Genomic DNA, 20,379 nt, shown 5'->3' with positions numbered 1-20,379 from the left:
TTTCATTTATGTAGACTAAGGAATGTGAGGGAACGATTTTGCAGGAGACGATTGTAAAGTTTGAAAACGTGACCATGCAGTTTCCGGGCGTACTTGCAAACGATAATGTTTCCTTTGATATAAAAAAGGGAGAAATCTTCGCTCTGGTAGGAGAAAACGGTGCAGGAAAGAGTACTCTGATGAATATTCTTTACGGAATCAATACACCGACCAGCGGCGATGTTTATATCAAAGGCAACAAGATGGAAAAGCATACGCCGACGGAATCCATCGAAAATGGAGTGGGTATGGTGCACCAGCACTTTATGCTGGTTCCTTCTTTTACTGTGGCGCAGAACATCGTGCTCAGTAAAGAACCGAGAAAGAACAGATTTTTCTATGATTTAAAAGGCGCTGAAAAAGCAGTGTCCGACTTGGTAAACGACTACGGCCTTGTTGTAGATCCGAAAGCAGTTGTAGAGGAAATCAGCGTAGGGCTGCAGCAGAGAGTAGAAATTTTGAAGACCTTGTACAGAGGCGCAGACATCTTGATTTTGGACGAGCCTACGGCAGTGCTGACGCCGCAGGAAACAGAGGAATTATTCGATGTTATCAGACGGATTGTTCGTGAAAAGGAAATGACCGTTATTATCATTACCCATAAGCTTAACGAGGTTATGGCTATTTCCGACAGAGTCGGGGTAATGCGTCAGGGACAGCTGGTCGGCGTGGAGCAGACTAAAGATGTCAACGAAAAGATTTTGGCTTCCATGATGGTAGGCCGTGACGTACTCTTTGATAAACTGGAGAAGAAAGGAACGCCGGGCGATGTGATGATTGAAGTAGAGAATCTTCAGGTTGCAGATAATCGCGGTCTTCTTGTTGTTCGCGGCGTGGATTTGCAGGTACATGCAGGTGAGATTTTGGGCATTGCAGCAATTGAAGGTAATGGTCAGAGTGAGCTTCTTGAGGCGATTACAGGTATGCGTCACATTGAAGCAGGTAAGGTTAAGGTTTCCGGTACGGACATTGCACACCTGCGGCCGGGAGAGGTTCGTGCACTGGGCCTTGCCCATATTCCGGAAGACAGAATTGCCACCGGTGTATCCACAAAATCCACCATTACGGATAACCTGATTATCGGTAAGGAAACTCTGCCGGAGTTTTCCAAGTATAAGATTCATCTGAAGCAATCCTCTATTGTCAGATATGCAAATGAGCTCTTTGAGAAATTTGACATGAGAGGTGCAGGTGTAGGTACTGAGGTTGGCTCTCTGTCCGGCGGCAACATGCAGAAAGTTGTCGTAGCCAGAGAATTTTCCTTCGATACACCGATTGTAATCATCGCTCAGCCGACCAGAGGCGTGGACGTAGGTGCAATCGAGTTTATTCACCAGTGCATCATCGATAAGCGTAACGAAGGCTGCGCAATTCTTTTAGTCAGCGCAGATTTGGACGAAGTATTCCGTCTCAGTGACAGGATTATCACCATGTACGAAGGTGAAATTACAGGTGAATTCAAAGAAGGCGAAATCGACAAGATGGGTATCAGCTATTACATGACCGGTCACCGTAATGAAGAAACGGAGGTGCAGGCATGAATCAGCTAAAGGAAAAAATTAATGTAAGATATATCGGCACGTTGGCAGCCTGCATTATCGCAGCGCTGCTCATCGGCGCAGTGCTGATGGTTTTAACAGGATTTAATCCGGTTGAGGCTTACAGCGCTATGATTGAGGGTTCTCTGGGAAGTCCCCGCTTTATCGGTAATACCCTAGAGAAAGCTATGACACTTTGTCTTCTAGGTCTTGCTACGGCCATCGGTGCAAAGGGCGGACTTTTTAACGTCGGTGGTGAAGGGCAGCTATTCTTCGGGGCGCTGGTTTCGACTATGATTGGTCTCTGGTGCTCTAATTTGCCGACCGTCGTGGTGCTGGTACTGGCCTTTATTGGTGCAGTTGTGGTGGGAGGTATCTATGCGTGGATTCCGGCCATGCTCAAAGTAAAGCTTGGCGTCAGCGAGGTTATCACCACGATTATGTTAAATACTGTAGCGATTAAGGTTTGTACATATCTTGTAAACGGACCTTGGGTTGCACAGACGAAAGGCATATCGAAGGGGACGGAGTATTTATCAGATACTATCCGCTTTACAAAACTGATAGAGTCATCAAATTTGAGTACAGGTTTTATTGGCGGAGCGGTTGTGACATTTTTCATCTGGTATGTGATGAAGATGACCAGCACCGGTTTGAGGATTAAAGTGACCGGTGAAAATGAAAGATTTGCAAGATTTGCAGGGCTTCCTAGCAGTAAGCTGATGATCGGCTCCATGGTGGCCTCCGGTGCAATCTGTGGTTTTGTTGGGTTAATGATGGTATATGGTTACCAAGGGCAAATGTCACAAGCTGTCAGCAACGAATTCTATTTCGATGGCATGCTGGTTGCTATGATTATGAACTACAACCCTGTTGGGATCATCATCATGAGTTTCTTCTTTGCGATTATGAGCGTAGGCGCAGCTTATATGGATATGATGGTTGGCGTTTCCACCCAGATTTACGATATCATTTTCTCTATCATCATCTTCCTGATGGCTGCTGAAAAGGGTATCAATACATGGCTGGAACATAAAAAATTACAGAAAAAAGCAAGAAAGGAGCTGAAATAAAATGTGGGATCAAATTTTAGGATTATTCAGTGTTGGATTATTCCAAAACACCATTCGTAATGCAACTCCGGTACTTCTTGCTGCTCTGGGCGGGCTTTTTACTGAGCACGCCGGCATTATGAATATCGGCATGGAAGGCATGATTTTGATGGGGGCGTTCTTTGCTGTTGCATTCAGTTTTATGTTTGTCAGCGCACCGATGGGCATTCTCGCGGCGGTTCTTGTAGGAATTCTGGTGGGGCTATTCTTTGCGTTGTTTGTTGTAAAGCTGAAGAGTGATGAATTTATCATCGGTATGACGATTAACACCTTTGCAGGGGGTCTGACTATCTTCATGCTCCGTTCCGTGTTCGGAAAGGTTGGTACCTGGACTGACGCAAACATCAAGGGGCTTGACCCGATTGAAATTCCTCTGATTAAGGATATTCCTGTACTGGGAGATATTCTCAGCGGATACTCTCTGTTTGTCTATCTGTCTTGGCTCTTTGTGATTCTAGTATGGATTTTCCTTTATAGAACCCCTTACGGTTTCTGGCTGCGTGCGGCGGGAGAACATCCGGAAGCGCTGGAGACAGCAGGTATCAGTCCAGTTAAGATGAAAGTGATTTCCAGTATTTTATGCGGTATTTTCTGTGGTTTTGCAGGAGCACATCTGTCTCTAGGATTCCTTAACTGCTTCACAGAGGGTATGAGCGCAAGCCGCGGCTTTATCGCATTTGCATGTGTGGTATTCGGTATGGCAAATCCGCCGAAAGTATTCGGTGCTGCCTTGCTCTTTGGCTTCCTGCAGGCACTGGGTATCAGACTGCAGTCCGTGGGCGTGCCGAGTGATTTGACGGCGGCAGTTCCGTATCTGGCAACCGTCCTCATGTTGGTATATATTACAGTGTCCGCAACAGCAAGGAAGAGAAACAGAGCGAGAAAGGCGGTCGAAAGACTGGAAGCACAATCGTAATCTTTTGACCATGTGAAAAATTGTGTATTTTATGTGAATTCTCGTGATAACATTTGAAAACTGCTGATAGCCGTGTTAGAATGTGTATAGTCTGGTAACGGACAAAGTATTATAGATTAGAGGATGGAATGACATGAAGAAAAAACTATTATCAAGCAGTCTGATTGCAGTGCTTTGCCTGGCGTCAGTTTTTGCGATGACTTCCTGCGGTGAAAGTGAACCTTACAGCGATTACGATCTGTCTGAATACGTGACTGTAGGAGAATATAAAGGACTGGAATATGAGAAGGTTTCTGTTTCTGTATCCGACAAGGAAGTAGAAGAGGAAATTCAGAAGAGACTGGAAGCCCATAAGACTTCTGAAGACGTAACTGAGGGTACTGTAAAGGATGGAGATACTGTTAATATCGACTTTAAGGGCACCATGGATGGCAAGGAATTTGACGGCGGCAGCGCTGAGGGTCAGAGCTTGACTATTGGTTCCGGAAATATGATTCCGGGCTTTGAAAGCGAACTCATTGACAAGAAAGTTGGCGATACCGTAACTTTCGATATCACTTTTCCAGATCCTTATGAGAACAATCCGGATATAGCAGGCAAAGAAGCAACCTTTGAAGTAAAGATTAACAGCAAGAAGGTTGAGAACGTACCTGAATACAACATGGACTTTGTCAAGGAGTACTACAGCGATTATAAATCCCTGGAAGAATTCGAAAAGGGAGTAAAGGCTGACTTGACTGAGACTAAGACTACAGAAGCTGAGAACCAGATGAAAAGTGGTCTGTGGCAGCAGATTGTGGAAGCTTCAGAAGTAAAGCAGTACCCTGATGAAAAGGCTGAGAGGATTGAGAAAGAAAAGGAAAATCTCAAGAAAGTCGCAAGCGACTATAACATGGAATGGGAAGATTATTTAGAAACCATCGGTTATGAAGAGAAAGATTTAAACAAGACTATTGAGACTTATGCGGAATCTATCGTCAAAGAAGAGATGGTGCTTTACAGCATTGCTAAGACTGAGGGACTGGAAGTCAGCGACGATGAGTATGCGGAGTATCTGCAGAGCCTGCTGAAATCTGCTAATATGGACGAAGATGCATTTAAGAGTGCATATAACATGACCATAGAGGAGTGGGGCGAAGAAAACAACGTCCGTACTTCCCTCCTTTTAAATAAAGTCATGGATAAAGTCATCGAGTATGGCAAAGAGGTCAGCAAGAAATAACTGAATATTATTTGTGAATTTTGAGGGAACCGCCTGTATGAATGGAAAATAGCCGTTCATGAGGTGGTTCTTTTTTCTATATGTAAAATGTATTTTGCTAAAAATTTATAAATAAAATGATTTTAATATTATATATTATAAAACAAATCATAAATTGACGAATTTGAGCAAATATGCTATCATATAGAAAAGTCAGAAAAGTTAACAATCCTACAGCAGGACCATATGCTTATAAATCGGGTTTTAAAGCAGAAGCGTTTCCGAAACATAATCCGTTTAATGATTAAGGGAAAATAGAATCGAAAGAGGTAAAGTCTTGTGAGTTACAAAAAAGTGTATTACATCTGGACTATGTTTGTGGCAGCTGTGCTGATATATGTATTGATTTTTCACCATGACATTGTTAGTGGACCGTCTTTTTTGTCGAAAGGTTTTTCGATAAATGAATGGGGTGAACTGCTACAGCAGTATGAGAATCAGAGGAATATCACGGGGCTGAGAAACTTAATCGAAGGAATTAGTAGAATTAATGTCTTTGTGATTATTGCAGTTTACTTCATTGTTTTTAAAAGCATAAAAGAAATTGTAATGAAAAAGAAAGTGAAAATGATTATTGCAAATGTGATATGCTGCGCTATTACAATTGTTTTCATGGCGTTTATGAAAGAGTCCTTCAAATTGTATTTATCCATTGCAGCAATGATTCAATTTAATTTTTGCCAATGCTATATGCTTGGAATAATTGGCAATGATTAACCATATATAATATTGACTGAAATTAAAAGGTTAAAAGGCAAAACAAAGCGGTCCCTGAAGGGGATCGTTTTGCATATTCGGAAAACTTTTGCATATAGTGAATTATACGACTATGGTCAGATCAAAGGGGGAAAAATATGTTAAGTACGGACAAACTGAAGAATAAGGAAGTCATCAATATGCGGGACGGCAGGAGCCTTGGCTTTATCTATGATATAGAAGTAAATCTGGAGAAGGGAACGATTGATGGTGTGATTATACCGGCAGAGCGGGGGTTATTTCGATTTTTTGGAAACAGGGAGGATGATTTTGTCATAAAATGGGACAGGATTAGAACGATTGGAGACGATGTAGTGCTGGTAGATTTAGAGGGGTATTGAGTTGGACAAAACTAAGGGAAAGCTGTGCAGGGTGATAGTCACCGGCGGATGTTTTCTAAAATGGAAAATTACTAAATATAGGTGCAGTCTTCTGAAGAATTTTCTTTGCAAAAACTACAATATGTAGTAAAATGGAAAAGTAAACTGTTTCCAGAGAAAGATCAAGGAGGAATGCCAGATGAAATGCCCATACTGTGAGAATCCGGATACGAAGGTAATCGATTCCAGACCGACAGAGGAAGGACATGCAATTAGACGGAGAAGAGGCTGCGAAAAGTGCGGCAAGCGCTTTACAACTTACGAAAAAGTAGAAGAATCTATCATCATGATCATTAAAAAGGACGGACGCAGGGAGTCTTTTGATCGCAATAAAGTGATGAACGGCATTGTTAAGGCATGCGAGAAACGCCCGGTTTCTATGGCGGATATTGAACGAATCGTCAACGAAATTGAGCGGGGGCTGAACAATTTGATGGAGAAGGAAGTCGAAAGCACTTTTATCGGAGAACTGATTATGGAGCAGCTGAAAAAACTGGACGAGGTTGCTTATGTCAGATTTGCGTCAGTATACCGTCAGTTCACCGATGTGAATACATTCATCAAAGAAATTGAGAAACTCATTGGAAACAAGTAAAAAACAGGAGAAATACATGAAAGAAATCATTAGAATTGCGGTGGATGGACCTAGCGGTGCAGGAAAGAGCACTATCGCCAAAGCCATTGCAAAGAAACTTTGCATAGACTATATTGACACAGGCGCAATGTACAGAGCTGTGGGATATAAAATGCTGCAAAAGGGTATCGCTATGGATGATATTCCTGCGATTACCGAAATGTTAAAAGAAACCGAAATTGACTTCTCCAGTGGAAACATCTATTTGGATGGGGAAAATATCAACGACAGAATTAGAACAGAGGAAATTTCCAAGCAGGCTTCTGATTGCTCTGCCCTTGGCATTGTCAGAGCTAAGCTTACAGAACAGCAGCAGAAGATGGGTGAGAAAAAAAGCGTTATTATGGATGGCAGAGATATCGGTACAGTGGTATTTCCAGATGCGGAGTATAAGTTTTATATTACGGCGACAGCAGAAGAGCGTGCAAACAGACGATTTAAGGAGCTGATTGCAAAGGGCGAAGAGGTGACTTATGAGAAAGTTCTTGCAGATATCAAGCAGAGAGACCATAATGATTCTACCAGAGAAATAAATCCTCTTAGAAAAGCGGATGACGCATTGGAACTGGACACCACAGAGATGAAAATTGAAGAAGTAATAGATTTTATCAGCAAGGAGATGAACAAATAATGGCGATTGTCAGACCTGCAAAAGAAAAAGCAGAACGCGTCATTGCACTTCCTTATGATGTAATGAACAGAGAAGAAGCGGCAGAAATGGCAAAGGGAAATCCGGACAGTTTTCTTCATATCAGCAGAGCCGAAATTGATTTGCCCGGGGAAATTGATCCCTATAGCAGAAGTGTTTACGAAAAAGGCAGAGATAATATCCAGGCATTTCTAAAGAGCGGAGTGCTGCTAGAGGAAGAAAAGCCTGCCCTTTATATCTACAGACAACAGATGGATGGCAGATTTCAGACCGGAATCGTAGGATGCTGCAGTATTGACGCCTATGCAAATAACGATATCAAGAAGCATGAACTGACCAGAGTTGAGAAAGAGCAGGACAGAATTAATCACTTTGATGTCTGCAGCGCCAATACGGAACCGATATTTTTGACTTATAGGGACAGCAGCGACATTGATGCTGTAATCGATGGTTATACGAAAAGCCATGAACCGGTGTACGATTTGACAACGGCAGAAGGTATTGGACATGCACTTTGGGTTGTTGAGGAAGAAGTTGTGATAGCAAAACTTTGCGAAGCCTTTGAAGAGGTACCTGCCCTTTACATCGCTGACGGACACCATAGAAGTGCATCTGCTTACAAGGTTGGAATGAAGCGGCGGCAGGATTGTCCTAATTATACTGGTGAAGAGGAATTCAATTACTTCATGGCGGTGATTTTTCCGGACAGTCAGCTGAAAATCTTTGACTATAATAGAGTCGTAAAAGACTTAAACGGTTATACAGAGAAAGAACTTCTTCAGAAAATTGAAGAAGCAGGTTTTGTGATTATAGAAAAGGGTGCGGAGAGCTATAGACCGCAGCATATTCACGAGTTTTCTATGTATTTGAGTGGCACGTGGTATGAACTGCGGGCGAAAGATGAGCTGGTGCCGGACGATGTAATTGGTGCGCTGGATGTTTCTATTTTGCAGAATCATCTCCTTGGACCAATCCTTGGAATTTCTGATCCGCGTACAGACAAGCGAATTGACTTTATCGGAGGAATCAGAGGACTTGAGGAACTGAAACGCCGTGCGGACAGTGATATGAAGCTGGCATTTGCTGTATATCCGGTGACTATGGCAGAGCTGATGCATATTGCTGATTGTGGTCAAATTATGCCTCCGAAATCCACTTGGTTTGAGCCGAAGCTTGGGAGCGGTCTGTTCATGCATCGCATTTAAAACACTTGAAAATGTATAACGAGAGACTTTGCGGAAAAACTATCTGCAAAGTCTTTTTTATGGGAGGAAGCGACATGGTGAAGCGGTATGGAAAGCGGATTAGAATCATTGGGATTGTAGGATTGGCTTTATTTCTAGCGCTGATTGGCAGGCTGTATTATATTCAGATTTTGTGCGGGCAGGAACTGGCGGCAGGCGCTTTGGGGCAGCAGATTATAAAGGTGCAGTCTGTCAATAATCGCGGCACCATTTATGACAGGAATATGCTTCCCCTTACAGACAGCGGATGCAGTTATTATTATCTCGTGGCGGAAGAAAGGTGCGACGCGGGATTTACTCTTTTGATGAGGAAGGTGCAGGCAGAAGTGGCAGGCTCCAAAGGGGAGGGTTATACGGTATATAAGACTGCCGTGTACGATGAAGAGGTGAATGAAACGCTGCTTACCCGCTATGGCGCTTATGGATTCTGCCTTGGAAGCAGGTACGAAGATACGCAGACTGCTGCTCACTTAATCGGCTATCTCAGTGGGGAGGATAGAACCGGTGCAGCTGGTCTTGAAAAAATGTTCCAATATCGTCTCTCTGCTTCTTCTGCAAAGCTTCTGATGGTAGGCAATGGCATAGGGGCACCGGTTCCTGGAATTGGAGTAAGTCAGAGCCAGGACTGCACTGTGATTGATCCGGCAGCAGTGGTAACAACTGTTGACAGCAGTCTGCAAAAGAAAATTGAAGAAATTTTGAAAGAAAAAGAAATTTCTGGTGCGGTAGTGGTGATGAAACCGGGATCAGGACAGATTTTGGCAATGGCCAGTACGCCGGGGTTTAATCCCAATCAGGTGGAGAATTACCTTAACTCCGGACAGGGAGAGCTTGTCAACAAAGCGGTGCAGGGAGTATATCCGCCAGGTTCAGTGTTTAAAATTGTAGTGGCTGCCGCTGCTCTTGAAAGCGGTGCAGCTGATTTGACGGAAACATATAATTGTACTGGAAAGACAGAAGTTAACGGTGTAACACTGATTTGCGATGATCATCCGAGCGGACATGGGGAAGTGGATTTTGAAGAAGCTTTTGCGCTGTCCTGCAACGGCTTTTTTGCCCATTTAGCAGAAAAGACTGGATCCGAGACCATTGTTGAGATGGCACAGCGGATGGGTCTTGGAAAGACTGTCATTTCCGGCTTTCCTGATGAAGAGTCTGGAACTTTTCCGGAGGAAAGCGAGAGAAGGGATAGAGGGCTATCAAATTTTGCCATTGGTCAGGGAAGTCTCTTGGTTACACCGGTGCAAATCGCAAAAATGACCAATATTATCGCCTCTGGCGGAGTGGATTATCAGGCAACTCTTGTTATGAGTATGGAAGGACAGTCACCGGAGGGAACTAGAGTAATGACTGAAGTGACTGCCAAGGAGATTGCCCACATGATGGAGGCGGTCTGTGAAAAGGGAACGGCTTCCAGTGCAAGTCTGCATAGGAAATCTGCAGGAAAAACCGGTTCTGCCGAGGCGGGGTCAGATGAAAGTTATACAGTGCATGGCTGGTTTACAGGATATTTTCCTGCGGAGAACCCTGAATATACAGTGACTATAATTGCTGAAAATGGAAAGACAGGAAGCCGTTCAGCACTTCCTGTCTTTGAAGAGATTGTAAATTTTCTCTACTGATGAAATCCGTCTCGCAGCTTTTCCAGCGCACGCTTTTCGATTCTGGAAACATAGGAACGGCTGATATTCATAGAAGATGCGATTTCCCTCTGAGTTTTTGCCTCTCTTCCCGAAAGTCCGTAGCGAAGACAGATGATTTCCTTTTCTCTGGGTGTCAGCACTTTTTCTATGATTTCGTAAAGTTCCTTGATTTGAAATTTCAGATTTAGATTGTCAACAATTTCATCGGGATCTGTGCCTAAGATGTCATTGAGACTGATTTCGTTTCCGTCTTTATCCGTGCCGATGGGAAGACTGATGGAGACTTCCTGTTTGTTTTTCTTTGATGCCCGGATGTTCATCAGAATTTCATTTTCGATACATCTTGCCGCATAGGTGGCAAGTCTTGCGGCCTTTTTGCTGGTGTAGGTATTGATTGCTTTTATCAGCCCAATAGATCCAATGGAAATTAAATCTTCTAAAGGGGTATTGGCGCCTGTATATTTTCTGGCAATATGGGCGACCAGACGAAGATTTCTTTCGATTAAAACGTCTTTCGCCAAGGGGTCGCCAGCTTCCATCATTTCAACGTACATTTTCTCTTCATTTTCTGAAAGTGGCAGTGGAAAGGAACTGCTCATATATGTAACCCCCTCTTCGAATAAAACTATATGCGAAAAGAGAGGGCAAAGTGCATGACTACCTTGAAATAGGCATGGTTCTAAATTTAGACGCCGCGCTTATTTTACCTGGAAGGACATGCAGTCTGTGCACTGGCACTGGGTCGGATTTGCCTCGTGAGTGCCGACGGTGATTGCTTCCAGAGAGCAGTGGGTGCCATCACCTGCGATGTGCTTGCACTGCGTTACAGTGCAGTTGATTTTCTGATTACAACAATGACTCATAATAAAACCTCCTCATCACGTTATCTCAGTAAATATTTTGCCCGCCTTTCACAAAAATATAAGGGCTTTTGCTTGTAAGGACTGACAAATAATGATATAATTCATAATGATATTTTGCGATTAATTTAAAATGGAATGGAAATTGTTACGGCAGATTTTATCAGCATAGAGAGGATATGATATGCAAATAAAATTATTGCCCGAGAATGAAAGACCTGTAGAAAAAGCCTGCAGTATCGGCATAGACAAGCTGTCCAGTGCGGAGCTGATTGCGCTGATTCTTCATACAGGCACCAAAAACAAGTCAGCAATTGGTCTGGGAGAAGATGTGCTTTCAGCATTTCCCGGCGGCATCTGTGATTTAGGTGGATGTACGCTGGAAGATCTTCTGCAGATTGATGGTATCGGACCTTCCAAAGCGTGCAGTATCTTGGGAGCCATAGAACTTGGTAAGCGTATTGCGGCAAGTATGCCAAAAGAGCGCAGTACTATTACAGGTTCTGAGGATGTTGCTAAGCTTTTTATGGAAGAACTTAGATATCGGAAAAAGGAACATTTCAAATCTGTACTGGTCAACACAAAAAGCGAAATCATTGCTGTTGATTCCGTGTCTGTGGGTGAATTGTCAAGCACCATCATCCACCCGAGAGAAGTTTTCCAGCTGGCAATTAGAAAGAGCGCTGCTGCTGTAATCTTTATCCACAATCATCCCAGCGGGGATCCGACACCCAGCGGCGAAGATATTGAAACTACGAAGCGACTGACAGAAGCAGGAAAGCTTCTTGGAATTCGGGTTCTTGATCATGTCATTATTGGTGATGGCAGGTATGCAAGTATGGGAGCAATGGGATTGATGGAGTAAACGTGATAGAATTTTTGGAGGTAACAGAATGTTTAACTTATTTTCGGCAAAAGATATGGGAATCGACTTAGGAACTGCCAACACCTTGATTTACATCAAGGACAAGGGAATTGTGCTTAACGAACCATCCGTCATTGCGATGGATAACAGAAGGGGCGTTACCCTTGCGGTAGGCTCACAGGCAAAGGACATGATTGGCAAGGCGCCAGCTAACATCAGTGTTATCAGACCCCTTGAAGACGGCGTTATTTCTGATTTTGACAGAACTGCAGATATGCTAAAAGCTTTCATTGAAAAGGCTGCGGCAACCAATAAGGTAAAGAATTTCCGTGTGGTAGTCGGTGTGCCGAGCGGTGTCACTGAGGTAGAGAAGAGAGCGGTAGAAGAGACTGTCAGAAATATGGGCGCTTCCGAAGTATATATTTTAGAAGAACCGATGGCAGCTGCAATTGGAGCAGGTCTTGATGTGGACAGTTCTACTGCTTGTATGATTGCTGATATTGGCGGCGGTACGACGGATATCGCCATTATTGCGCTAGGCGGCATAGTAGCAAGTTCCTCTATTCGCCATGCGGGAGATAAGTTTAACGACGCAATCATTCAGTACATGAGAAAAAGACATGCACTGCTGATTGGTGAAAAGACGGCTGAGTACCTGAAGATTCAGGTGGGAGCAGCATGTCTTGATCTTGATGAAAACGGTGATGAGATTATTACCACTGTTAATGCCAGCGGCAGAGATATCATCTCCGGTCTTCCAAAGATTCTGGAGGTAAGCAACAGAGATATTATGATGGCGCTGCAGGAATCTGTGGATATTATTGTCGATGGTGTAAAAGCTACTATTGAGAAGGCTCCGCCTGAAATTGCGGCAGATATTGCGGCGAACGGCATGCTTCTTTCCGGAGGCGGCGGTATGATTCACAATTTGGATCAAATGATTGAAAAGAGAACTGGCGTGAAGGCGAATATAGCCGAAAATGCCTTTGAAGCAGTGGCGATGGGTACAGGCATGAGTCTGAACAATATCGAAAAACTGAAAATCTATGCGACTAGCATTAATAGAAGATAGGATAGATAGGGTATGAAGTGGATTAAAAATCACAAGTTAATCAGTTTTCTTTTGGCAGTGATTCTGCTTAGTCTGCTGTTTCTGGCAGGCTCTGTGGCTGCCGGAGGAAGTGGCAATATCGTAACGGGAGTATTCAATCGTATTTATACAGCCATTGAGCGGCCTGTTACGGCTGTAGCAGGGGGGATTTCCGACAACGTTTCCGGAATTTTCTCCTATCAGCAGCTTCAGAAGGAAAATGAAGCGCTGAAGGAAGAAAATCAAAAGCTAAAAGAGCAGGTAACGGGGCTGACCCTTTCTGCCAATGAGCTCAAAGAGTTGAAGACTTTGTCTAAAGTTTTGAATTTCAAGGGCATCAGCGGAAGCGGAGATATCGTGTCGGCAGATGTAGTATCCATGGATGGTGCCAACTGGATGAATATTTTTACCATCAATGTGGGAACTGAAAGCGGGGTTTCGCCGGATAGTATTGTTATCTGCGGTGAAGGACTTGTAGGCAAGGTGCATTCAGCGGGTAAAGGCTGGGCGAAGGTAATATCCATGATCGATGAATCCAGCCGCATTACCTTTAAAGTTTCAGGCAATCTGAAGCTGATTGGTGTGGTGGAGGGTTCTTCTGACGGAACACTCAGCGGTTTTATGCTGGACAGCAATGCCAAGGTGGAAGAAGGCGACCGTCTGGTAACAAGCGGTATGGGACTGTTTCCTGCCGGCATTGAAATTGGCAGAATTACCAAGGTAAGATACGATAGCGATGAACAGCTGCAGAAGGTGGACATCAAGTCCTCTGTTGACTTTAAATCTTTGCAGAAAGTTGCGGTGATTCTATGAAGTATCGGCAGGGATTCCTTCTATATATAGCGGCATTTTTCCTGAAACCTTTTCTGCAGGATTTGATTCCTGCCTTTGGGAACAATGTGAATCTGCTTCTATGTCTGACGGTAGTGCTGACGTTTTTGTACGATGAGACTCTTCCGGGCATTCTCTGCGGATTTGTTTTCGGGCTGCTCCACGACATAGTATTCGGCATTTATATAGGACCGGGCGTTACCGCACTGGTCGTGACGGGCATTGCAGTTTTAGTGCTGCGAGAGTTTGTAAATATAGAAAATTTTTTTAATGCACTGATTACAATGCTGTTTTCTACTTGGCTGTATACATCAGTGTACTGGGGCATTTATTTTGTACTGGGAAGTCCGTACAGCTACGGCTATGCGATGAAAACCGTGCCTTGGCAGCTTTTATTTAACTGTCTGGTTGCAGCAGTACTGTATTTGCCTCTCATTAAAAGGGTAAAAAAACACAGAAGAGATAGGTATTTTAAATGAATAAAGGGTTAAAACAGGCGCATGCAAGGTATCAGCAGATTGTAGTGGTACTCATTGTTCTGATGGTGATTTTGTCTTTTCGCTTGTTCATGGTAACAATTTTGCAGCATGAACAGTGGACTTCCAAGGCTTCAGACCAGAATACGAAGACCATCAGTACTTCTGCGCCACGGGGGAATATTTACGACAGAAACGGCGAAGCGCTCGCTATCAATAAGCAGGTATTTACCGTGAATTTTAATGTCAGCGCTTTGTCTACAGAAGAAATTAACAGTTCTGCATTGGAACTGATAAACACGCTGATTAAAAACGGCGATAAGTATACGGACAACTTTCCGATTAAAATCAACAGCAGCGGAAAATTTTATTACACTTATAAACAGCAGATTAAAAAATGGCTGTCAAAGCAGGGCTTTGATACAAATCTGACTGCGGCAGAGGCGTTCAGCAGACTTTGCAGCAGATACAATCTGGATGACAGCCAGGAGGCGAGATTTGCTTCTATGGCGATGCTGGAAGAAAAATACAACCTGAATATTCCAATCAACGAGGATAAGATGGTCTATACCTATGACCAGTCCTTGGAACTTTTCTTTGGAAAATTCAGTTCCTATGAAGATGAATTTAACGGCAAGATGACTGCAGAGGAATGCTTTGCAGCGCTTCGCAAGAAGTACGATATTGATCCGGAGCTTTCAGATAAGGAGGCACGGAAGATTTTTATTATTCGAAACGAAGTTGCGACCAATGGTTTTACTCGATATTTGCCGATTAAAGTTGCGTCGGATATCAGTACTAAAACCATTGCACATATTGAAGAATCTGGCATTCCCGGCGTGGAAGTTGCATCAGAAAGCGAGCGCGTTTATCCTAACAAAAATACGGCGTGTCATATTCTTGGTTATTTAGGTGCGATTTCCGAAAGTGAGACAGCGTACTATGTAGATGAGCGTGGGTACAGTTCCAGTGATCTTGTTGGAAAAGACGGTATAGAAGCGGCGCTGGAAGAAAAGCTTCACGGCACACCTGGCACGACCCAGATTCGTGTAAACAGTGCGGGTGAATACGTGGAGACTATCAGCACCAGCGAGCCGAAAAAAGGTTCTGATGTATATTTGACTATCGATTTGCGCCTGCAAAAGGCTGCAGAAAAATCTCTTGCCAAGGCGGCTGCGGGAAAGAGCGGTGCGGCAGTTGCAATCGATGCAGAGACAGGTGATGTTCTTGCTATGGCAAGTTATCCGACCTACAATCCGAATATTTTTGCTAATGGCATTTCTGATAGAGCCTGGGATTCAGTGCAGCAGGAAAATCCGAGAGATCCGTTTTCTCCTGCCCCGCTATATAACAATGCAACGAAGGCAGCGATTCAGCCCGGATCTACCTTTAAACCTATTACGGCGGTGGCAGCTCTGGAAGCAGGACTGGATCCTAACCGAAGCATTTACGATGACGGTATGATTGAATATGGTGATAGAGAATGGGGTTGCTCCGCATGGAATGATTACGGAGGCAGACATGGCAGCCAGAATTTGGAATGGGGTATTGGAAACTCCTGCAACACCTATTTTTATAATATTGCTACCGGTAAGGACTGGGATTCAGGTGCTTCTTTAGGCTATACCATGACCGTGGAAGATTTGATGGATACTGCAAAGAAATTCGGTCTAGGTGTCAAGACCGGTATTGAAATTGACGAGGTTGTAGCAGAAACGCCGACGTCTCAGATGAAAATAGACAACACGAAAGTGGGAATCAGAGATTATCTGTACAATAACAGAAATACTTTCTTCCCGAAGTCGGTGGTGAACGACTACGACAAGCTGGTGGAGAACCTGAGCACTATTGCGGACTGGACAGAGGACAATCCGGAGTATGGAGATTTGATTGAGCTTTTGAAAGCGCATACTGATGTAAAAGAGAGTCAAATTGAAACGGTAGCCTCCCGTGTCAAGTTTGACTACTATATTCAGGCGCAGTGGGGTGTAGGCGACCAGTTCAACTTCTCAATCGGGCAGGGATATAATGCCTATACGCCTCTTGCAATGGCAAACTATGTAGCAACGCTTGGAAACGATGGTGTCAGAAATCAGGCGAGTCTGGTTTATGGCGTAGAAGGCGAAGGGCTTAATGTTAAAGATAAAGCGGTAGATTTGAAACTGAAAGACGGCACAGTAGACGAAGTAATCAAGGGTATGCGTCGTGTATGCACCAGTGGTACGCTTTCCGGCTTCTTTGGGAATTTTCCTGTAGCAGTTGCTGGAAAAACCGGTACAGCTGAGAACCAGACGCTGATTCAGCCGAAAAGTGAAGTTAATTATGTAAAAAATCATTTGGGACAGTTTAACTCTGCGGCAGGCACTGACATTTCCTGGTCTAAGGTTAAAAAGACCATGGAAGAGATGATGCAAAAGGATTCTGAACGCTATCCATCAGAAGAGGACACGGTAGATGATGCGCTGATTGAAGCAAGCGGTTACAAGATTACTCAGTCGATGATTAATTCCTATAAGCAGACTCATGATTATGTGGCTTGGACAATCGCTATGGCGCCTGCTGATAATCCGAAAATTGCGGTGGCTGTCATGATTATCGACGGCGGTTATTCTTCCAATGCAGCGCCGGTAGCCAAGGATATCTTAGAGGCTTATCTGGGGCTGGATGAGGCTGATAATAAAGTAAAAGTAAATAAAACCGATATGGACGGAAAAAATAGAGTACAGTAGTTTAGATTTAATTGGAGGACGAAATGGGCAAAGCATTTTTAATTGCATCAGGAAAGGGCGGAACCGGAAAATCTATGTTTGCCGTTAACTTTGGCGCGACACTGGCAAAAAGAGGGGCAAAAGTGGTGATTCTGGATCTGGATTTAGGACTCCGAAATCTTGACCTATATTTTGGCCTGGAGAACAACGTAGTGTATGATGTTTACGATGTTCTGACAGGAGTCTGCCGCATCAAACAGGCTTTGATTCGAGATAAGAGGTTTGATGATTTATATCTGATGGCTGCATCACCGACCAGAGATGATGGCACGCTGACACCGCTTCATATGAAGGTGCTTTGCGAAAAGTTAAAAAATACCTATGATTATGTGATTATTGATGCGCCTTCTGGTATTGACGATGGTCTGGTTCTGTCCTCTGCAGGTGCGGATACAGCTATTATCGTGACTACACCAGAGTATTCGGCTCTTCGAGATGCAGATGCAGTGGATCGTCAGCTTCTGAAGCTGGGAATAAAAGAGCGTTTTGTTATTCTTAATAAGGTAGTTGCAGAAATGATGAGCGCAGGTTATATGCCGCGACTTCGAGAGATTACCTCCATGCTGCAGCCTCCTTTTGCGGGTCTCATCCAGTTTGATGAAAATATTCAAATTTCCATGAATTTGGGGATTCCTATCGTACTGAAAGAGGATACCTATATCGAAGAAAATTTTGAACATATTGCAGACAGAATTGAAAACAGATAAAGATATGATTGTGAGCCTCATCAAATTGAGATGAGGCTCACTTTATAGAGAATTGTAAGATAGATCAGCATCATAACATAAACATTCTGGCTGTCATCATCTCTTGGATATCCTTTGCCGTATAGGATACGCTTCTTTCGTCAAGCTGACAGGCGCCGGGATAGAAAGAAGCGCGGAGAGCATGCACACACTCTTTGAAATTGATTTCCAAATTGAATTCTGAAGGAGATGCCAGTGTGCAGAGCTCTAATTTGGCTAAACCCTTTATCACACCGTCTCGAATCATGTTACAGGCTTCTTTTGGGCTGACGCTGACGGTAGCATTACCCCAACCCCATTTTACGCCGGCTGTTTCTATTTCGGGGATAAGTTGTTTTGCGTGATAGCATAATTGTTCATCACCGCTGACAAATACGACAGGAACATTGTAATATGCAGCAACATAAGCATTCATATCAAATTCAGAAGCTTTTTCTCCATTTATTTTCACGTAGTTATTATTGAGATTCATAGTGTGAGAAAGGGGATTTCCATTGAATCCGGAACCGGAGTGGTAGCCGATAAAAATTGCTGCATCAAAGGTGGAGTCAATACCGGACATCATGGATTCGGGTGTATTAGTCCAGCCGCGCATGATTTTGACTTGAGACGGGAGTTTTTCTATTAGAATATTTCTGGCAGAGTCATGCCCGTCTTTAATGAGAATTTCGTTGGCACCACAAGCGATAGCAGCTTCACAGGCAGCTAAGGTTTCTTCGGTCATTTGCTGTGCAGCTTGAGCGTGATCGCTGTGATTCAGTTCGGTTTCACTCCAGGCAGTAACGCCTGTGACACCTTCAATATCTACACTGATATATACTTTCATTTATTACCTCCGTATAATTGTTGACACATACCGCCAATAATTAAAGCAATTATCATGCCAAATAAGATGACGAAAAATAGCAACGTTTACAGTTCTTTTTTTTATTGAACTGCGGAAAATGAAGTTAAAATGGATAAATGGGTAAAATGACGTTACCTGTTTATCCCGCAGTTTAAATATCTTACGAAATTAAGACGAATTTTGCGGAAAACAAGAATGGCACAGTAATTGCACTATATCGTGGTGAGACATATACCGAACTTTTATTTGATAATAATTTCAACTATTTGAATGAGTGTAACGGAGGTTATAAAATGAGCACAGAGACAAAGAAAAAGAAGAAGCTTTTTGAAAAGGTTCCTCATACATATTTTATCATTGTAATGGTGGTTCTGTTTGTATGGGCACTGACTTGGATTGTTCCATCGGGATCCTTCGACTATGAAACTACGGTAATTAATGGAGTAGAGAGGGAGGTTCCTGTTGCAAATTCTTATCATACTATAGAGAAAAACAGTGATAATAGAGTGTCTTTTCTGGATTTTCTCACGTCCTTTCACAATGGTATGGTAGATAATGCAGACCTAATCATGCTGATTTTTATTGTAAGCGGTGCATTCTTTATTATTGTAAAGACGGGTGCGTTTCACGCATTGGTTGCGGCAACTTTACGAAAGCTTAATGGTAAGGAGAAGCCTTTGATTATTGTCTGCTTTGCAATTTTTGCAACAGGTGGAACGTTATTTGGTATGCTTAATGAATTTAACGGGTTTTATCCGCTTTTTGTCGGTCTTGGAATTGCCTTAGGATATGATGCGCTGTTTGGTATGGCCATTATGACGCTGGGCATGGATTTGGGTTTTGCTTCAGGGATTATGAACCCATATACTGTTGTAATCGGTCAGAGTATTGCAGGACTTCCGATTTATTCGGCTTCATGGTTTAGAGTGATTGTACTACTTGTATTTTCTGCGACTGCATTATTCTGGTTGTTCAGATATGGCAAAAAGATTAAAGCAGATCCAAGAAAGAGCTTAATGAATGGAATTGAGCCGAGATATTCTTTTGATAAATCAGAGCTGGAACAGTACGTCATGAACGGAAAGTGCAAGTTGATTATTTTAGAAATCATCCTTGGCATTGCTGTATTGATGTATGGATTCTTAAAGTTAGAATGGGGAACGACTGAATTAACCGGTATTTTTATTCTGATGGCGGTAATTGCAGCAGTTATTGATAGACAGTCTCCCGATCAGTTCTTTGATGATTTCCTGACGGGCTGTGAACATGTAGTATTTGGTGCGTTGATTGTCGGTGTAGCGAGAGCTATGCTGATTATTATGGATCAAGGACAGATTGTTGATACGATTATTTTCTATGGAGGGACTGCAATGAAGAACTTACCGAGCGCTTTTGCTGCTGAAGGTATGCTGATTCTGCAGACTCTGTTAAACTTCTTTATCCCGTCCGGTTCCGGACAGGCAGCGACAATTATGCCGATTACGGCACCGATTGCAGATATGGTAGGACTCAGCAGACAGGTAGCAGTACTTGCTTATCAGTTTGGAGATGGGTTATCAAATACACTTTGGCCGACATGCGGAATTATGGTATCATGTGGACTTGCAGGAATTCCTATTGATAGATGGTGGAAATTTTTTGCACCGCTGTTTGGCTTGCTATTTATAGCTTCATCGATACTGCTGTTTGTTGCAACTGCCATAGGGTTATAATTAAATATTTTC

20 protein-coding genes are annotated in these 20,379 nt (G+C 43.3%); 17 read left to right on the top strand and 3 right to left on the bottom strand.

Annotated features, from left to right (window positions below; all coding sequences use genetic code 11):
• Positions 1 to 38: 38 nt before the first annotated feature.
• The 10 genes from NFR88_RS00585 to NFR88_RS00540 all read left to right on the top strand — a co-directional run bounded on the left by NFR88_RS00585 (position 39) and on the right by NFR88_RS00540 (position 10,151).
• Complete coding sequence (locus NFR88_RS00585) at positions 39 to 1,580, top strand: ABC transporter ATP-binding protein (protein WP_160201299.1); 1,542 nt, start codon at positions 39 to 41, stop codon at positions 1,578 to 1,580.
• Positions 1,577 to 2,650: an ABC transporter permease gene (locus NFR88_RS00580; protein WP_251612654.1), complete on the top strand. Its 1,074-nt coding sequence runs from the start codon at positions 1,577 to 1,579 to the stop codon at positions 2,648 to 2,650. The genes NFR88_RS00585 and NFR88_RS00580 overlap by 4 nt, the downstream gene beginning before the upstream one ends.
• Position 2,651: 1 nt before the next feature.
• The gene (locus NFR88_RS00575; protein ID WP_201759531.1) at positions 2,652 to 3,605 is read left to right on the top strand and encodes an ABC transporter permease; all 954 of its coding nucleotides are present in this window, start codon (positions 2,652 to 2,654) and stop codon (positions 3,603 to 3,605) included.
• Positions 3,606 to 3,738: 133 nt separating this feature from the next.
• Positions 3,739 to 4,827 (top strand): trigger factor, encoded by a 1,089-nt coding sequence (gene tig, locus NFR88_RS00570; RefSeq protein WP_251612651.1) that lies wholly within the window; start codon positions 3,739 to 3,741, stop codon positions 4,825 to 4,827.
• Between the two features lie 318 nt (positions 4,828 to 5,145).
• Positions 5,146 to 5,583, top strand: coding sequence for a hypothetical protein (locus NFR88_RS00565; protein WP_251612647.1), 438 nt, complete (start codon positions 5,146 to 5,148; stop codon positions 5,581 to 5,583).
• Between the two features lie 137 nt (positions 5,584 to 5,720).
• A complete protein-coding gene (locus NFR88_RS00560; protein WP_160201295.1) occupies positions 5,721 to 5,963 on the top strand; it encodes a PRC-barrel domain-containing protein in 243 nt (80 codons plus the stop codon).
• Positions 5,964 to 6,141: 178 nt separating this feature from the next.
• On the top strand, positions 6,142 to 6,597 hold the full coding sequence (gene nrdR / locus NFR88_RS00555; protein ID WP_160201294.1) for a transcriptional regulator NrdR: 456 nt from the start codon (positions 6,142 to 6,144) through the stop codon (positions 6,595 to 6,597).
• 16 nt (positions 6,598 to 6,613) lie between these two features.
• The gene (gene cmk / locus NFR88_RS00550; protein ID WP_160201293.1) at positions 6,614 to 7,267 is read left to right on the top strand and encodes a (d)CMP kinase; all 654 of its coding nucleotides are present in this window, start codon (positions 6,614 to 6,616) and stop codon (positions 7,265 to 7,267) included.
• Entirely contained in the window at positions 7,267 to 8,490 is a 1,224-nt protein-coding gene (locus NFR88_RS00545; protein WP_251612644.1) for a DUF1015 domain-containing protein, read from the top strand. Before cmk ends, NFR88_RS00545 begins: the two co-directional genes overlap by 1 nt.
• Before the next feature lie 74 nt (positions 8,491 to 8,564).
• On the top strand, positions 8,565 to 10,151 hold the full coding sequence (locus tag NFR88_RS00540; RefSeq protein ID WP_160201291.1) for a peptidoglycan D,D-transpeptidase FtsI family protein: 1,587 nt from the start codon (positions 8,565 to 8,567) through the stop codon (positions 10,149 to 10,151).
• Here the strand turns inward: NFR88_RS00540 and sigK are convergent.
• The gene (gene sigK, locus NFR88_RS00535) at positions 10,145 to 10,771 is read right to left on the bottom strand and encodes an RNA polymerase sporulation sigma factor SigK (protein ID WP_160201290.1); all 627 of its coding nucleotides are present in this window, start codon (positions 10,769 to 10,771) and stop codon (positions 10,145 to 10,147) included. The genes NFR88_RS00540 and sigK overlap by 7 nt on opposite strands.
• Positions 10,772 to 10,870: 99 nt before the next feature.
• Positions 10,871 to 11,035 (bottom strand): DUF1540 domain-containing protein, encoded by a 165-nt coding sequence (locus tag NFR88_RS00530; RefSeq protein WP_160201289.1) that lies wholly within the window; start codon positions 11,033 to 11,035, stop codon positions 10,871 to 10,873.
• A gap of 181 nt (positions 11,036 to 11,216) precedes the next feature.
• Between NFR88_RS00530 and radC the strand changes: the two genes are divergently transcribed.
• From radC to minD, 6 genes are read left to right on the top strand one after another with little or no spacing between them, the layout of a single operon-like run.
• Positions 11,217 to 11,897, top strand: coding sequence for a RadC family protein (gene radC, locus NFR88_RS00525; RefSeq protein ID WP_160201288.1), 681 nt, complete (start codon positions 11,217 to 11,219; stop codon positions 11,895 to 11,897).
• A gap of 28 nt (positions 11,898 to 11,925) precedes the next feature.
• Entirely contained in the window at positions 11,926 to 12,969 is a 1,044-nt protein-coding gene (gene mreB / locus NFR88_RS00520; RefSeq protein WP_160201287.1) for a rod shape-determining protein, read from the top strand.
• Positions 12,970 to 12,981: 12 nt separating this feature from the next.
• Entirely contained in the window at positions 12,982 to 13,800 is an 819-nt protein-coding gene (gene mreC / locus NFR88_RS00515; protein ID WP_160201286.1) for a rod shape-determining protein MreC, read from the top strand.
• Complete coding sequence (gene mreD / locus NFR88_RS00510; RefSeq protein ID WP_251612641.1) at positions 13,797 to 14,297, top strand: rod shape-determining protein MreD; 501 nt, start codon at positions 13,797 to 13,799, stop codon at positions 14,295 to 14,297. The genes mreC and mreD overlap by 4 nt, the downstream gene beginning before the upstream one ends.
• Positions 14,294 to 17,023 (top strand): penicillin-binding transpeptidase domain-containing protein, encoded by a 2,730-nt coding sequence (locus tag NFR88_RS00505; RefSeq protein WP_251612638.1) that lies wholly within the window; start codon positions 14,294 to 14,296, stop codon positions 17,021 to 17,023. Before mreD ends, NFR88_RS00505 begins: the two co-directional genes overlap by 4 nt.
• Positions 17,024 to 17,046: 23 nt before the next feature.
• Complete coding sequence (gene minD, locus NFR88_RS00500) at positions 17,047 to 17,769, top strand: septum site-determining protein MinD (protein WP_251612635.1); 723 nt, start codon at positions 17,047 to 17,049, stop codon at positions 17,767 to 17,769.
• 70 nt (positions 17,770 to 17,839) lie between these two features.
• Here the strand turns inward: minD and NFR88_RS00495 are convergent, their stop codons facing one another.
• Positions 17,840 to 18,634 (bottom strand): M55 family metallopeptidase, encoded by a 795-nt coding sequence (locus NFR88_RS00495; RefSeq protein ID WP_251612632.1) that lies wholly within the window; start codon positions 18,632 to 18,634, stop codon positions 17,840 to 17,842.
• 314 nt (positions 18,635 to 18,948) lie between these two features.
• Here NFR88_RS00495 and NFR88_RS00490 point away from each other — a divergent pair, with 314 nt between their 5' ends.
• Complete coding sequence (locus tag NFR88_RS00490; RefSeq protein WP_251612629.1) at positions 18,949 to 20,367, top strand: YfcC family protein; 1,419 nt, start codon at positions 18,949 to 18,951, stop codon at positions 20,365 to 20,367.
• Positions 20,368 to 20,379: the final 12 nt, after the last annotated feature.

The sequence above is a fragment of the Senimuribacter intestinalis genome (assembly GCF_943192965.1).
Classification (GTDB): Bacteria; Bacillota; Clostridia; order Peptostreptococcales; family Anaerovoracaceae; genus Senimuribacter; species Senimuribacter intestinalis.
The sequence above is the reverse complement of the archived record's forward strand: the minus strand, read 5'-3'. Positions and strand labels throughout refer to the sequence as shown.